A 14,016-nucleotide genomic window follows, 5' to 3' on the forward strand; every position below is an offset into this window, starting at 1 on the left:
GCGGCGGGAAGGGCAGGAGAGGGACCCGCGACCGTGACTTCGCAGCGCGTGTGCGTGAGCGTCGCGTGGTTGGGGAATCCGGGAGGCAAGGCACGCGTACATCGCACGGAGGGAGGCCACGTGACCACCGTCGACCCGCACACATCGGTGCGCACGAGCCCGGGCACCGCCGCGGTGGCGCGCGACACGGTACGGGACCTGCTCGGCCGGCAGCGGCCGCCGGTGAGCGGTGCCGCCCTCACCGACGCGCTGCTCGTCACCTCCGAGCTGGCCACCAACGCCCTGCGCCACGCCGGCGGGATCACTGTGTTCGGGAGCGAGGTGCGGGAGAACGGCCTGGAGATCACCATCGAGGACGCCAGCGACGACCTGCCCACCCCACGTCCCGTCGGCGACCCGTCGATGCCTGGCGGCCATGGCTGGCCCATGGTGTGCCGGCTGGCGTCCGAGGTGACGGTGACGGCGCTGCCCGGCGGGGGCAAGCGCGTACGAGCCCTCGTACCGCTGCGCTGACCGGCTGACCGCCGCCGCGCCAGTTAACGCGGAGGAAACGCCACGGAATTAGCCTGCCCCCGAACGGGTGCGAGTCGCCCCGGGCCGCGGCTGATCGAGGTGGAAGTGTGCAGTTGACCCCGCATGAGCAGGAACGGCTGCTCATCCATGTGGCCGCCGATGTAGCGGAGAAGCGGCGGGCCCGTGGTGTGCTCCTCAACCACCCGGAGGCGATCGCGCTGATCACCGCGCACATCCTGGAGGGCGCCCGCGACGGCCGTACCGTCGCCGAGCTGATGGCCTCCGGCCGCAAGGTGCTCACCCGCGACGAGGTCATGGACGGCATCCCCGAGATGATCCACGACGTACAGGTCGAGGCCACCTTCCCCGATGGCACCAAGCTCGTCACCGTCCACCAGCCGATCGCCTGACGGGAGCGCCTGACCATGATCCCCGGAGAGATCCTCCACGCGGAGGAGCCGGTGCGGCTCAACGAGGGGCGGCCCGTCATCCGCCTCACCGTGCTCAACGCCGCCGACCGGCCCGTCCAGGTCGGCTCCCACTACCACTTCGCCGAGGCCAACCCCGGCCTGGAGTTCGACCGCGCCGTGGCCCGCGGCAAGCGCCTCGACATCGCCGCGGGCACCGCCGTGCGCTTCGAGCCGGGCATTCCGGTCGAGGTCGCGCTGGTGCCGCTCGCGGGTGCGCGGGTCGTGCCGGGGCTACGGGGCCAGACGGGAGGGTGATCCCTCGATGACCACTGAACTCAGCCGCGCCGCGTACGCGGATCTGTTCGGCCCCACCACCGGGGACCGTATCCGGCTTGCCGACACCGACCTCCTCATCGAGATCGAGGAGGACCGCTGCGGCGGCCCCGGCCGGGCCGGGGACGAGGCGGTTTTCGGCGGCGGCAAGGTGATCCGCGAATCCATGGGCCAGTCCCGCGCCACCCGCGCCCAGGGCGCCCCCGACACCGTGATCACCGGGGCCGTGGTGCTCGACCACTGGGGTGTCGTCAAGGCGGACATCGGCCTGCGCGACGGCCGTATCACGGGCATCGGCAAGGCCGGAAACCCCGACACCATGGACGGGGTCCACCCCGATCTCGTCATCGGGCCCGAGACCGAGGTCATCGCGGGCAACGGCAGGATCCTCACCGCGGGCGCCATCGACGCCCATGTCCACTTCATCTCCCCGACCATCGTCGACCAGGCGCTCACGGCCGGCATCACCACCCTCGTCGGCGGCGGCACCGGCCCCGCCGAGGGCACCAAGGCGACCACCATCACCCCCGGCCCCTGGCATCTCGCCCGGATGTTCGAGGCGTTGGAGTCCTACCCGGTCAACATCGGGCTCCTCGGCAAGGGCAACACCGTCTCGCGCGAGGCCATGTGGTCCCAACTGCGGGGCGGCGCCCTGGGATTCAAGATCCACGAGGACTGGGGGGCGACCCCCGCCGCCATCGACGCCTGCCTCGGCGTCTGTGAGGAGAGCGGCGCCCAGCTCGCCATCCACACGGACACGCTCAACGAGGCGGGATTCGTCGGCGACACCCTCGCCGCCATCGCCGGCCGGACCCTCCACGCCTACCACACCGAGGGCGCCGGCGGCGGGCACGCGCCCGACATCATCACCGTCGTGGCACACCCGAACGTGCTGCCCAGCTCCACCAATCCGACCCGGCCGCACACCGTCAACACCGTCGAGGAACACCTCGACATGCTGATGGTCTGCCACCACCTCAACCCGGCCGTCCCCGAGGACCTCGCCTTCGCCGAGTCCCGCATCCGGCCCAGCACCATCGCCGCCGAGGACATCCTGCACGACCTCGGCGCGATCTCGATCATCTCCTCCGACTCCCAGGCCATGGGGCGGGTGGGCGAGGTGGTGCTGCGCACCTGGCAGACCGCGCACGTGATGAAGCGACGCCGCGGCACGCTCCCCGGAGACGGCCGCGCCGACAACCACCGGGCACGTCGCTATGTCGCCAAATACACCATCAACCCGGCGGTGGCCCAGGGTCTCGACGGCGAGATCGGCTCCGTCGAGCCGGGGAAGCTCGCCGATCTGGTGCTGTGGGAGCCCGCGTTCTTCGGCGTCAAACCGCAGCTCCTCATCAAGGGCGGACAGATCGCGTACGCGCAGATGGGCGACGCCAACGCCTCCATCCCGACCCCGCAGCCGGTCATGCCGCGCCCCATGTTCGGCGCCCTCGGCCGCGCCCCCGCCGCGGGCTCGTTCAACTTCGTCACCCAGGCCGCGCTCGACGACGGGCTCACGGAACGGCTCGGCCTCGGCAAGCGGTTCGTCCCCATCCGCTCCACGCGCGGCGTCACCAAGGCGGACATGCGCGAGAACGACGCCCTGCCGGTGGTGGAGGTCGACCCGGACACCTTCACGGTGACGATCGACGGGGAAGCCGTCGAACCGGCCCCGGCGGCCGAACTCCCCATGACCCAGCGGTACTTCCTCTTCTGACGGCCATGACGACGGACGAGGAGGGTAGTGGGCGATCGTGCAGCGGGGCGGTGCGGGTGGGCACAACCTTGCCACCGGCCCGCACCGGACGACGAAACCCGGGATCCGGGGGCGAAGCCCCCGGCGGCCACCGGCCCGCACCGGACAACGAGACCCCAGGAACCCTCGCGGCGCTGCTCGTCCTCGCCGATGGACGGTTCCCCGCCGGAGGGCACGCCCACTCCGGGGGCGCCGAGGCCGCCGTCAAGGCGGGCCGGATCCACGACGCGGCCTCTCTGGAGGCGTTCTGCCGGGGCCGGCTGCACACCGCCGGGCTCACCGCGGCCGGGCTCGCCGCCGCGGCCGCCGCCGGGCTCGATCCGCTCGCGCTCGACGAGGCGGCGGACGCCCGTACCCCCGTCCCCGCGCTGCGCACCACCGCGCGGCGGCTCGGCCGCCAGCTGATGCGCGCCGCCCGCGCCATCTGGCCCTCGCCCGAGCTGGATGCCCTGGCCGCCGCGCTGCCGCGCGGCGCGCACCAGCCGGTCGTGCTCGGCCTCGCCGCGCGCGCCGCCGGGCTGGGGCCGTCGGACGCCGCGTACGCCTCCGGGTACGAGTCGGTCGGTGGACCGGCGACCGCCGCCGTACGACTGCTGAGCCTCGACCCCTTCGACGCCACCGCTGTCCTCGCCCGCCTCACCCCCGAGCTCGACCACGTCGCGGCGCGCGCATCCGAGGCGGCCCGGCGGGCGCTGGAGGAGGGACCGGGCGCGCTGCCCGCCGCCTCCGGGCCGCTGCTCGACATCGCCGCCGAACAGCACGCCACCTGGCCCGTACGCCTCTTCGCCTCCTGACAGTGACACCCGGAGCCGTCATGCATCTCGACCACGCGGACACCTACCCCCCGCGCCACACCTACAGCACCGCCGCCCCCCACCGCCCCGACGGCACCCGCCGGGCGCTGCGCATCGGCCTGGGCGGCCCGGTGGGCTCCGGCAAGACCGCCACCGTCGCCGCGCTCTGCCGGGCGCTGCGCGCCCAGTTGTCGATCGCCGTGGTGACCAACGACATCTACACCCGCGAGGACGCCGAGTTCCTGCTGCGCAACGCCGTACTGCCGACCGAGCGCATCACCGCCGTGGAGACCGGCGCGTGCCCGCACACCGCGATCCGCGACGACATCTCGGCCAACCTCGAAGCGGTCGAGGATCTGGAGGAGAGCGTGGGCCCGCTGGACCTCGTCCTCGTGGAGTCCGGCGGCGACAACCTCACCGCGACCTTCTCCAAGGGACTGGTCGACGCCCAGGTGTTCGTCATCGACGTCGCGGGCGGCGACGACATCCCGCGCAAGGGCGGCCCGGGGGTGACCACCGCCGACCTCCTTGTCGTCAACAAGACCGACCTGGCGCCGTACGTCGGCTCCGACCTGGAGCGCATGGCCCGCGACGCCAAGGCCCAGCGCGGCGACCTGCCCGTCGTCTTCACCTCCCTGGTGGCCGAGGACGGCGTCCGCCCGATCGCGGACTGGGTCCGCGCCCGGCTCACGGCCTGGACGGCGGCCCCGGCGTGACGGCACACCGAAAAGCGGCGGCCTCCGACACGGGGTATGCGCCGACCGACGGCCCGGCACCGTCGAGTACGCCCGTCGCCGGGCCCGTGGGCAACCGTCCGGCGCTGTCGCGCGGACACCCGGCCGTCCCGGGCGACAGTACGCTGCCCCCGGCCGGACCATGGCGCTCCGGCGCGGCCGTGCCCGGACGCGCTCCGGAGCGCGACGGCCGGGGCCCGGGGCGGAGCCCCGGCACGAGGGGCGCGCGGAGCCCCGGCACGCGGGGCGCGGGCGTACGGGCCACCGCCCGCGTCGTCGCCGAGGCGGACGGGCGCGGCGGGACCGCGCTGCCCGTGCTCGCCGGAGACGGGCCGCTCGCGCTGCGCCGGACCCGCTCCACCTGTCCGGAGGCGCGCGTCACCGTGGTCGGGGCGATGAGCGCGCCGCTCGGCGGCGACCGGATCGGCTTCGAGGCGACGGCCGGACCGGGGGCGTGGCTGCGCATCGACTCCGCGGCGGCCACCATCGCCCTGCCGGGCCGGTCGGCCGAGCCCGCCCACTACGAGGTCCGGCTGACCGTCGGCGACGGCGCGACGCTGTGCTGGCTGCCCGAGCCGCTGATCTCGGCCCACGGCAGCGATCTGCGCATGACCACCCGCGTCGAACTCGCCCCCGGCGCCCGGCTCGTGCTCCGAGAGGAGCAGGTCCTCGGCCGCGCCGGCGAACCCCCGGGCCGCCTCACCAGCCGCCTCACCGTGCACCGCGCCGGCCGCCCGCTCCTCGACCAGGAGCTCGCCTACGGCCCCGGCGCGCCCGGCTGGGACGGCGGCGCGGTGCTCGGCGGCCATCGCGCGGTGGGGCAACTCCTGGTCGTCGATTCGGCGTTCAACGACCGGCCCGTCGAACCCCGGCCCCTCGCCGAAACGGCCGTCCTCACCCCCCTGGCCGGCCCTGCCGCCCTGGTCACCGCCGTGGCCCCGGACGCGCTCCGGCTGCGCCGGATCTTCGATGACGCAACCGCCACGCCTCGCCTGATGTTCACGTGTTGATAAAGAAACGCCGGTTCACCCTGTACTCGGCGGTAGGCAAGACAGAAGAATCCCCCTGACACTCTGTGACACGAGCCGCCACAAGCGGCGCATCAATGCAGGGGGATTACCACGTGAGACGCACAGCACTCTTCGGCGTGGCCGGTGGCGTGATCACCGGTGCGCTGATAACCGGTGCGCTGGCCGCCCCCACGGCCGGCGCTTCGGAGCGGACGCCGGGCGGCGCCAAGGAGGCGCGCGGTGTGGCGATCGCCGCCGCGAAGGCGGCGAAGAAAGGCATCGACTGGGCGGACTGTCCGGCCGACTGGGGGCTGGCCAAGCCCATTCAGTGCGGCTATGTCACCGTGCCGCTCGACTACGCCAAGCCGAACGGCCGCACCATCAAGCTCGCGGTGGACCGGATCGGCAACACCGGCACGGCCTCCGAGCGACAGGGCTCGCTGATCTACAACCCGGGCGGGCCAGGCGGCTCCGGGATGCGCTTCCCGACCCGGGTCACCAACAAGAACCCGTTGTGGACGAAGACCTCGAAGGCGTATGACTTCGTCGGCTTCGACCCGCGCGGCGTCGGCCGCTCCGCCGCCATCTCCTGCGTGGATCCGCAGGAGTTCGTCAAGGCGCCCAAGCTCGACCCGGTGCCCGACAGCGAGGCGGACAAGCGGGTGCAGCGCAAGCTGGCCAAGGAGTACGCCGAGGGGTGCAAGGAGCGCAGCGGCTGGATGCTGCCGCACATGACGACTCCGAACACCGCCCGGGACATCGACGTCATCCGGGCCGCGCTCGGTGACAAGAAGCTCAACTACCTCGGCGTCTCCTATGGGACGTACATCGGCGGCGTCTACGCGACGCTCTTCCCGACCCATGTGCGCCGTCTGATCGTGGACAGCGTGGTCAACCCCGCGCGGGAGAAGATCTGGTACCAGGCCAACCTGGACCAGGACGTCGCGTTCGAGATGCGGTGGAACGACTGGAAGGCGTGGGTCGCCAAGAACGACGCCGCCTACCACATCGGCGACACCCCCGCGAAGGTCCAGAAGCAGTGGGAGAAGCTGCGCGCGACCGCCAAGAAGAACCCGATCGGCGGGGTCGTCGGCCCGGCCGAGCTCCTCGGCTTCTTCCAGAGCGCCCCGTACTACGACTCGTCCTGGCCCACGGTCGCCCAGGTGTGGAGCGACTACCTCGCCGGTGACGAGAAGGCGCTGGTCGAGGCCGCCGGGCCGGACACGTCCGACACCGCGGGCAACATCTCCGCCGAGAACGGCAACGCCGTCTACACCGCCGTCGAGTGCGCGGACGCCAAGTGGCCCACCAGCTGGGCCAAGTGGGACCGGGACAACACCCGGCTCCACCGCGACTACCCCTTCCTGACCTGGTCCAACGCATGGATGAACCTGCCGTGCGCGACCTGGGGGGCCAAGCAGCACACCCCGCTGGAGGTGGGCGCCGCCAAGGGGCTGCCGAAGACGCTGATCGTGCAGTCCACCCGTGACGCGGCGACCCCGTACGACGGTGCCGTCGAGCTGCACAAGCGGCTGAAGGGCTCGCGTCTGATCACCGAGAAGGACGCCGGTTCGCATGGCGTCACCGGCCTGGTCAACCCCTGCATCAACGACCGGGTGGACGCCTACCTGCTCAAGGGCACGGTGGACGCCAAGGACGTGAAGTGCGGCCCGCACGCCACGCCGAAGCCTGCCAAGACGGGTCAGATCCTCAATGCGGTGAAGACCCTCGGGGTGATCAAGTAGCTCCCCGCCGGGCCCGGTTCGGTACGCATCCGCGCGTACGGAACCGGGCCCGGTCCCATGAGCCGCTAACGTCCCGCCCGGCGCCGTGTAGCCGCCGGCCGCGATGATGCGTTCGGTCTCCTGGGCGATGGAGCGCATCCGAGCGCTCACATCCGTACCTCTGTTGTCCGTACCTCTGTCATGGCGGTTCGAGGCTACGGGCGGTGCTGATACGGCGCGACGCGAATACCGCGCGTGCGTAGCCACTCGTCCTCCGCCGCGTAGTCGAACAGATGGAGCATCGGATCGTAAACCGCGGCCATCTCGGGGAACGCCGCGCGCCAGTCCCCGCCGTCCGCCAGCCGCCCGGCCAGCCATTCCACCGTCGTGGGCAGCGAGGCGGCGTAGTCGGTGACGGGGCGGTAGCCCAACTCCCGTTCGGCGGCCGACATGTCGTAGACCACCGGATGACGGATGCTCCACGGCGTGCTGCCGATGTGCGGATGCGGCGGCTCGCCGTCGATCAGCACCAGTTCGCTGCGCGTGCCCATCACCGCGTCGACCGCGGCGGCGATGTCGGCCACCGTGGGCGCCTGCGGATCGCCCGCGTTGAGCACCCGGGGCCCGGGCCGGTGCGCGGCCAGCCGCACCAGTTCGGCGATGTTGTCGACGTGGACCGGATGGAACCGGCTGCGGCCGCCGTACGCCAGGATGCGCACCGGCCGCCCGTCCAGCGCCCGCTTGACGAAGTACAGTTCGCGCGGCGTACGGCAGTGCGGGCCGTGGATCGCCCCGGCGCGCAGCAGGGTGGCCGGCAGCCGGTCCCCGGCGGCCAGCAGCTCCTGCTCCAGCGCGATCTTCCGGGTGCCGTAGCTGTCGCCGGGCGGGACGGTCCGCTGGGACTCGGGGATCGGCACCGGATACCGCGGGGCGCCGTCCGGCTCGTTCTGCGTGTCGAAGCCGCGGCCCTGGTCGTCCTGGTACAGCGCCCCGCTGGAGATCACCACCGCCGAGCCGATCCGGTCCGCGAGCCCCAGCAACTGCCGGGCGTGGGCACGGCCGTAGGCGACGCAGTCCAGCACCACATCGCAGCCGTCCCCGAGCGCGGCGGCCAGCGCCGCGTCGTCGTCCCGGTCCACGGCCAGGCTCACCACCTCCGCGGGCCAGCGATCGTCGCGGCCCCCGCCGCGGGAGAGCGCGAGCACCCTCCATCCCTCTGCGGCGAGCGTCCGTACCGCCGCCCGCCCGATCTGTCCTGTCGCCCCGATGACGCATGCGCTGCCTGTGGTCATGGCGGGACGCTACGGGCCGGGTGACCGCGGCGCCAGGCTCCTCGGCTGTCAGCAGATTCGGCGTCAGCGCAACGCCCGGGAATGACGCCTGGCCTGCTCGGTCTTGACGTCCGGTGCGTACCGGTCGACGTACTCCTGTCCGGACAGCCGCAGAATCTCGTACATGATCTCGTCCGTGACGGCCCGCAGCACGGTGTGCTGGTCCTCCAGCCCCGCGTACCGGGAGAAGTCCAGCGGCGCGCCGAACAGGATGGTCGGGCGCTTGATCCGGGGGATCAGGCGCCCCGGGGGCTGGATCTCGAAGGTGCCCACCATGGCGCACGGGATCACCGGTGCCTGCGCCGTGAGCGCCATCGCCGCCACGCCTGTCCGCCCCTTGTAGAGCCGGCCGTCGTGCGAGCGGGTGCCCTCTGGATAGATCCCCAGCAGTCGGCCCTTGCGCAGGACGGCGAGCCCCGAGCGCAGCGCCGCCTGGGACGCCTTGCCGCCCGAGCGGTCGACGGGGATCTGACCGGCGCCGCGGAAGAAGGCGGCGGTCAGCCGCCCCTTGAGGCCGCGTCCGGTGAAGTACTCCGCTTTCGCCAGGAAGGCGATCCGGCGGGGCACGATGGCGGGCATCAGAAAATGATCGGAGAACGACAGATGATTCCCGGCGACGATCGCGGCGCCCTCGGCCGGGATGTGCTCCACGCCCTCGACCCGGGGGCGGAAGATCAGTCTGAGCAACGGCCCCAGCAGTACGTATTTGAGCATCTGGTAGAACACGGCGATCGCCTCCCCGTCGTCGTGGTCAACCGACAGACTCTACAACTCTCGGGCAGATCCGGTGAGCCATGCCGCAATGTCTGTAATCAACGCCGATGTACCGCATTTTGGCGGTGTGGGCTTTCGAGGTGGAGGGGGAAGTGAGTGAATCTGATCGATTTATCACCCCCTTTGAATTCAATCCCCGAAGCGTGCAGGAGAAAAACGCATATTCAGTTCGGGGTGCGGTGAAGCCGCTAAGCTCCAGGGCCCATAGCAAGTCCCCCGCGCATATTTCGCACGCATTTTCTCTTCCCTGCTTTTAAGGAAGCCAATGGTTTTCGCTGGCGCCTCACCAGGAGGCCGACGGCCCGCCTCCACGCTCGTATGGGTTATCCCTCCCGCCGCGATGGCATTCTGCGCAGCGCTCGCCGTGACCGTGGTCCCTGCCGGGGCGCGCGCCACGGTCGCCTGGTGCGGAGTGGCGGCCACGATGGCGGTGGCCCTGGCCGCGGCCGAGGCGCTGCGCCGGGGACGGCTGATCACCACCCTGCGCGGGCGGTTCGCCGCCCAGGAGGCCGCGCTCCGGCAGCGGCTGGTGGACCAGGAGGCGGAGACCCGGCGGCTGGGCCGGGAGGTGCTGCCCGCGGCGGTGGCCCGGCTGCAGCGCGGCGCCATGGTGGAGGAGGCGCTCAAGGACGTCGAGCACTCGCCCGCCCTCGACCCGGACTTCGCGGACGCGCAGCACGCCATCGTGCGGTCGGTGCTGGAGACCGTGCGGGCCGAGGAGGACCTGAGGGACGCCGCGCAGCGGGCCTTCGTCAACATCGCCCGCCGGGTGCAGGCCATCGTCCATCAGCAGGCCCAGGACCTGAGGGAGTTGGAGGACAAGCACGGCGCCGACGTCGAGGTCTTCGGCGATCTGCTCCATATCGACCACGGCACCGCGCTGATCGGCCGGCTGGCGGACAGCATCGCGGTGCTGGGCGGCTCCCGCCCAGGGCGCCAGTGGCAGAAGGAGGTGCCGCTGTTCAATGTGCTCCGCGGCGCCATGTCCCGCATCCTGGAGTACCAGCGGGTGGACATCCACTCGGTGGCGGACGTCGCCATCGTCGGACCCTCGGTGGAGCCGCTGATCCACGCGCTGGCCGAGCTGCTGGACAACGCCACCCGCTACTCACCGCCCAGGACCCGGGTGCATCTGACCGCGATCGAGGTCCAGTCCGGGGTCGCGATCGAGATCGAGGACGCCGGGGTGGGCCTGTCGGAGCAGGCGCGCAGGCGCACCGAGATGGTGCTGGCGCAGGCGTCGACCGGCCTCGACCTCAACGACCTAGGCGAGACGCCCCGGCTGGGCCTTGCCGTGGTCGGCAGGCTAGCCCTGAAGTACCGCTTCCAGATCTCGCTGCGGCCCTCGGCGTACGGCGGGGTGCGCGCGGTGCTGGTCGTGCCGCAGGACATCGTCTGCCCCACGCCCGCGCCCGGCGGCGCGATCGCACGGGCCGCCAAGCTGCCGCCGCCCAAGCCCATCAAGCGGGCGACGCCGTCGCCGCCTCTGCGTACCGGACCGGTCGCCAAGGACCAGCCCGGGTTCCGTCAGAACGGTGCCGGGCTGCCGCAGCGCCGCCGCCGGATGCCCCTGGTGACCCCGCCCAGCCGGGTCCAGGCCGCCGAGCCTGCCGAGGCCGCGCGGCCGACCGCGCCGCCCGTACAGCCGGGGATGTGGCTGGCCGCGTTCCACAAGGGGATCAACGGTGAGCCGATCCCGGCGGCGGACTCCGCCGCCGCCCTGGATCACCCGGACCCGTCGCACCCCTCAGACTCCTCAGACCCGTCGAACCCGTCGAACCCGTCGAACAAGGGTGAATAGCCAAGTGACGCAAGCGCGGTTCAACATGGACTGGATGCTCCGGGACCTGGCATCCAGCGTTCCCCAGACCCGTCACGTGGTCCTGCTGTCCTCGGACGGCCTGTGCATGGCCCAGGTCGGTACGGACAAGGACACCGCCGACCGGCTGGCCGCCGCCTGTGCGGGGCTGCAGAGCCTGTCGAGTGCGATCGCCACCGAATTCCCCGACGGCGACGGGCGGATGAGGCTGGTCGTGATCGAGGTCGGCGGTGGCTTCTTCTATCTGATGGCGGCCGGCGTCAGCTCCTATCTGGCGGTGCTCGCCGATGAGAGCGTGGACGCCGGGCTGATGGGCCAGTGCATGAGAGATCTGGTCGCCCGGCTCGGAGAGCATCTGAGCAGTCCGCCGCGCGTCGACGGGCGGGTGACATGAGCGGACCGGACAAGCCGGATAAGCCGGATAAGTGGGATGAGGGCGGCCCCGAGCGGCTGTACGCCGTCACCGGGGGCCGCACCCGGACGTCAGGGCCGGCGCCCGTCGAACTCGTCAGCCTGATCGTGGCGCGGGCCGAGCCCGAGCCGGGAATGCAGCCCGAGGGCGCCGGGGTGCTGAGGATGTGCCAGTTCCCGCTCTCCGTGGCCGAGATCTCCGCGTATCTGGTGCTGCCCGTTTCCACCCTGACCGTGCTGCTCGCGGATCTGCTCAAGAACGGCCAGGTGGAAGTCCGGGATCCGGTCCCCGCCGCCGCGCTGCCCGACCTCGAACTGCTGCAGGCGGTGATGCATGGACTACAGAATCTCTGAGGGGACCGTCGGACCGCGCAGCGAGGACGCCCTTCCGGCGTCCGCCGCCGCGGCCGTCAAGGTCGTGATCGTCGGGGGGTTCGGGGTCGGCAAGACGACCATGGTCGGCTCCGTGAGCGAGATCCGCCCGTTGACCACCGAGGAGACGATGACCCAGGCCGGGGTCGGCGTCGACGACATCGCCGGGGTGGAGCGCAAGACCGAGACCACCGTCGCGATGGACTTCGGCCGGATCAGCCTCAATGAACGGCTGGTGCTCTATCTCTTCGGCACCCCGGGCCAGGAGCGGTTCTGGTTTCTGTGGAACGGCCTCTTCGAAGGCGCCCTGGGCGCCGTCGTCCTGATCGACACCCGCCGGCTGGAGGTCAGCTTCGATGTGGTCGGCCGGTTGGAGGAGCGGGGCGTGCCCTTCGTGATCGCCGTCAACGCGTTCCCCGGGGCCCCCGTGCACCCCCTGGCGGAGCTGCGCGCGGCCCTGGATCTGCCCGACTCCGTACCCATGATCGACTGCGATGCCCGCGACCGCGGCTCCAGCCGCGACACCCTCCTCGCCCTCGTGCGCTATCTGCAATCCCTCGTCACCGCGACTCCGGAGACACCGTGACCCCTCCTACCGACCACCTCGGCACCGGGCAGACGGAGCTGCCGCCCGTCCAGTGCCCCGCCCACGCCGCACTCGCCGACCGCGGCCTGGTGAACCTCTTCGGGCCCGAGAACGCGAAGGACCCGATGGGCCTGTACGAGCGGCTTCGCGCCGAACACGGGGCGGTGGCCCCGGTCCGGCTCGACGGCGACGTACCGGCCTGGCTGCTGCTCGGCTACCGGGAGAACCTGGAGGTGGCCCGCACCCCCTCCCGCTTCTCCCGCGACTCCCGCCTCTGGAACGTCTGGGAGGAGGGGGCGATCGCCGCCGACTCGCCGCTGCTGCCGGTGCTCGCCTGGCAGCCCATGTGCACCTTCGCCGACGGCGAGGAGCACGAGCGGCTGCGCGCGGCGCTCACCGAGTCCATGGGGCGCTTCGACCGCCGTGGGATCCGCCGCCACATCACCCGCTTCACCCATCAGCTGGTCAACGACTTCTGCGCCGATGGACACGCCGAACTGGTATCGGCGTTCGCCCAGCACCTGCCCATGCTCGTCCTGACCCACCTGCTCGGGATGCCCGACGAGGACGGCCCGCGGCTGGTCGAGGCCGTCCGGGATCTGGTGCAGGGCACCGAGACGGCGGTGCGCAGCGACCGGTACATCACCGAGGCGCTGGAGAAGCTGGTGGAGCGCAGGCGCACCAGCCCCGACGAGGATCTGGCGTCCTGGCTGCTGACCCACCCCTCCGAGCTCACCGAGGAGGAGGTCGTCCATCATCTGCGGCTCGTGCTGCTCACCGGCTACGAGACCACAGCCAACCTGATGGCCAACACGCTGCGCATGGTCCTCACCGACCCGCGCTTCCGCGCGTCCCTGGCCGGCGGCCATATGACCTTGCCGGACGCCATCGAGCATGTGCTGTGGAACGAACCGCCGCTCGCCGTGATCCCGGGCCGCTGGGCGACCGGCGACACCGAACTGGGCGGTCAGCAGATCAAGGCCGGGGACATGCTGATGCTCGGGCTCGCCGCCGGAAACGTCGATCCGGCCATCCGCCCGGAGATCGCCGCCCCCATGTACGGCAACCGCTCCCATCTGGCCTTCAGCGGCGGCCCCCATGAGTGCCCCGGGCAGGACATCGGCCGCGCCATCACGGACACCGCCATCGACACCCTGCTGCTGCGGCTGCCCGATCTCCGGCTGGCCGTCGAGGAGTCGGAGCTGAGCTGGCTCGCCTCCTGGATCTCCCGCCGACTCGTCGCGCTGCCCGCGGAGTTCACGCCGCGCCGGGCCGAGCCGGACATCATGGAGGACACCTCCGGCACGCCGCTCTCGCCGGAGCTGCGGGCGCGCTGGCTGCCCGAGGAGACGCCCTCCGCGCCGCGACGGCCCGTGCCCGCTGCCGAGGAGGAGGTGCCGGCTCCGTGCGTCCCCTGGTGGGTGGTCCTGTGGCGGCGGCTCCTGGGCCGCC

The 14,016-nt window shown here is 71.9% G+C and carries 15 protein-coding genes; 13 read left to right on the forward strand and 2 right to left on the reverse strand.

The window, feature by feature from the left end; genetic code table 11:
• Positions 1-120 precede the first annotated feature (120 nt).
• The 8 genes from ABZU99_RS04695 (at position 121) to ABZU99_RS04730 (ending at position 7,292) form a co-directional block, all read left to right on the forward strand.
• Entirely contained in the window at positions 121-513 is a 393-nt protein-coding gene (locus tag ABZU99_RS04695) for an ATP-binding protein (protein ID WP_355953900.1), read from the forward strand.
• Positions 514-620: 107 nt separating this feature from the next.
• Entirely contained in the window at positions 621-923 is a 303-nt protein-coding gene (locus ABZU99_RS04700) for an urease subunit gamma (protein ID WP_356049055.1), read from the forward strand.
• A 15-nt stretch (positions 924-938) separates the two neighbouring features.
• Positions 939-1,238: an urease subunit beta gene (locus ABZU99_RS04705; protein ID WP_356049056.1), complete on the forward strand. Its 300-nt coding sequence runs from the start codon at positions 939-941 to the stop codon at positions 1,236-1,238.
• 7 nt (positions 1,239-1,245) lie between these two features.
• A complete protein-coding gene (locus tag ABZU99_RS04710; RefSeq protein ID WP_356049057.1) occupies positions 1,246-2,970 on the forward strand; it encodes an urease subunit alpha in 1,725 nt (574 codons plus the stop codon).
• Positions 2,971-2,975: 5 nt separating this feature from the next.
• Positions 2,976-3,803 carry an urease accessory UreF family protein gene (locus tag ABZU99_RS04715; RefSeq protein ID WP_356049058.1) on the forward strand — a complete coding sequence of 276 codons (828 nt, stop codon included), beginning with the start codon at positions 2,976-2,978 and terminating at the stop codon, positions 3,801-3,803.
• A gap of 20 nt (positions 3,804-3,823) precedes the next feature.
• Positions 3,824-4,519, forward strand: coding sequence for an urease accessory protein UreG (gene ureG / locus ABZU99_RS04720; RefSeq protein ID WP_355953912.1), 696 nt, complete (start codon positions 3,824-3,826; stop codon positions 4,517-4,519).
• A 326-nt stretch (positions 4,520-4,845) separates the two neighbouring features.
• Positions 4,846-5,547 carry an urease accessory protein UreD gene (locus ABZU99_RS04725; protein WP_355953990.1) on the forward strand — a complete coding sequence of 234 codons (702 nt, stop codon included), beginning with the start codon at positions 4,846-4,848 and terminating at the stop codon, positions 5,545-5,547.
• 95 nt (positions 5,548-5,642) lie between these two features.
• Positions 5,643-7,292, forward strand: a complete 1,650-nt coding sequence (locus ABZU99_RS04730) for an alpha/beta hydrolase (protein WP_356049060.1) — start codon at positions 5,643-5,645, stop codon at positions 7,290-7,292.
• Positions 7,293-7,486: 194 nt separating this feature from the next.
• Here ABZU99_RS04730 and ABZU99_RS04735 read toward each other — a convergent pair whose 3' ends face one another.
• Positions 7,487-8,563, reverse strand: a complete 1,077-nt coding sequence (locus tag ABZU99_RS04735) for an NAD(P)-dependent oxidoreductase (RefSeq protein ID WP_356049062.1) — start codon at positions 8,561-8,563, stop codon at positions 7,487-7,489.
• 63 nt (positions 8,564-8,626) lie between these two features.
• Positions 8,627-9,328, reverse strand: a complete 702-nt coding sequence (locus ABZU99_RS04740) for a lysophospholipid acyltransferase family protein (protein ID WP_356049064.1) — start codon at positions 9,326-9,328, stop codon at positions 8,627-8,629.
• A 313-nt stretch (positions 9,329-9,641) separates the two neighbouring features.
• Between ABZU99_RS04740 and ABZU99_RS04745 the strand changes: the two genes are divergently transcribed.
• From ABZU99_RS04745 to ABZU99_RS04765, 5 genes are all read left to right on the forward strand, one after another.
• On the forward strand, positions 9,642-11,177 hold the full coding sequence (locus ABZU99_RS04745) for an ATP-binding protein (protein ID WP_356227719.1): 1,536 nt from the start codon (positions 9,642-9,644) through the stop codon (positions 11,175-11,177).
• A gap of 4 nt (positions 11,178-11,181) precedes the next feature.
• Positions 11,182-11,589 (forward strand): roadblock/LC7 domain-containing protein, encoded by a 408-nt coding sequence (locus ABZU99_RS04750; RefSeq protein ID WP_355953925.1) that lies wholly within the window; start codon positions 11,182-11,184, stop codon positions 11,587-11,589.
• Positions 11,586-11,960, forward strand: coding sequence for a DUF742 domain-containing protein (locus tag ABZU99_RS04755; protein WP_355953928.1), 375 nt, complete (start codon positions 11,586-11,588; stop codon positions 11,958-11,960). The genes ABZU99_RS04750 and ABZU99_RS04755 overlap by 4 nt, the downstream gene beginning before the upstream one ends.
• The gene (locus tag ABZU99_RS04760) at positions 11,941-12,564 is read left to right on the forward strand and encodes an ATP/GTP-binding protein (protein WP_355953931.1); all 624 of its coding nucleotides are present in this window, start codon (positions 11,941-11,943) and stop codon (positions 12,562-12,564) included. The genes ABZU99_RS04755 and ABZU99_RS04760 overlap by 20 nt, the downstream gene beginning before the upstream one ends.
• A partial coding sequence (locus tag ABZU99_RS04765; protein WP_356227721.1) for a cytochrome P450 occupies positions 12,561-14,016 on the forward strand: 1,456 nt, incomplete at its 3' end. The genes ABZU99_RS04760 and ABZU99_RS04765, both read left to right, overlap by 4 nt.

Origin of the sequence: Streptomyces sp. NPDC005266, from assembly GCF_040607655.1 — a bacterium.
Classification (GTDB): Bacteria; Actinomycetota; Actinomycetes; order Streptomycetales; family Streptomycetaceae; genus Streptomyces.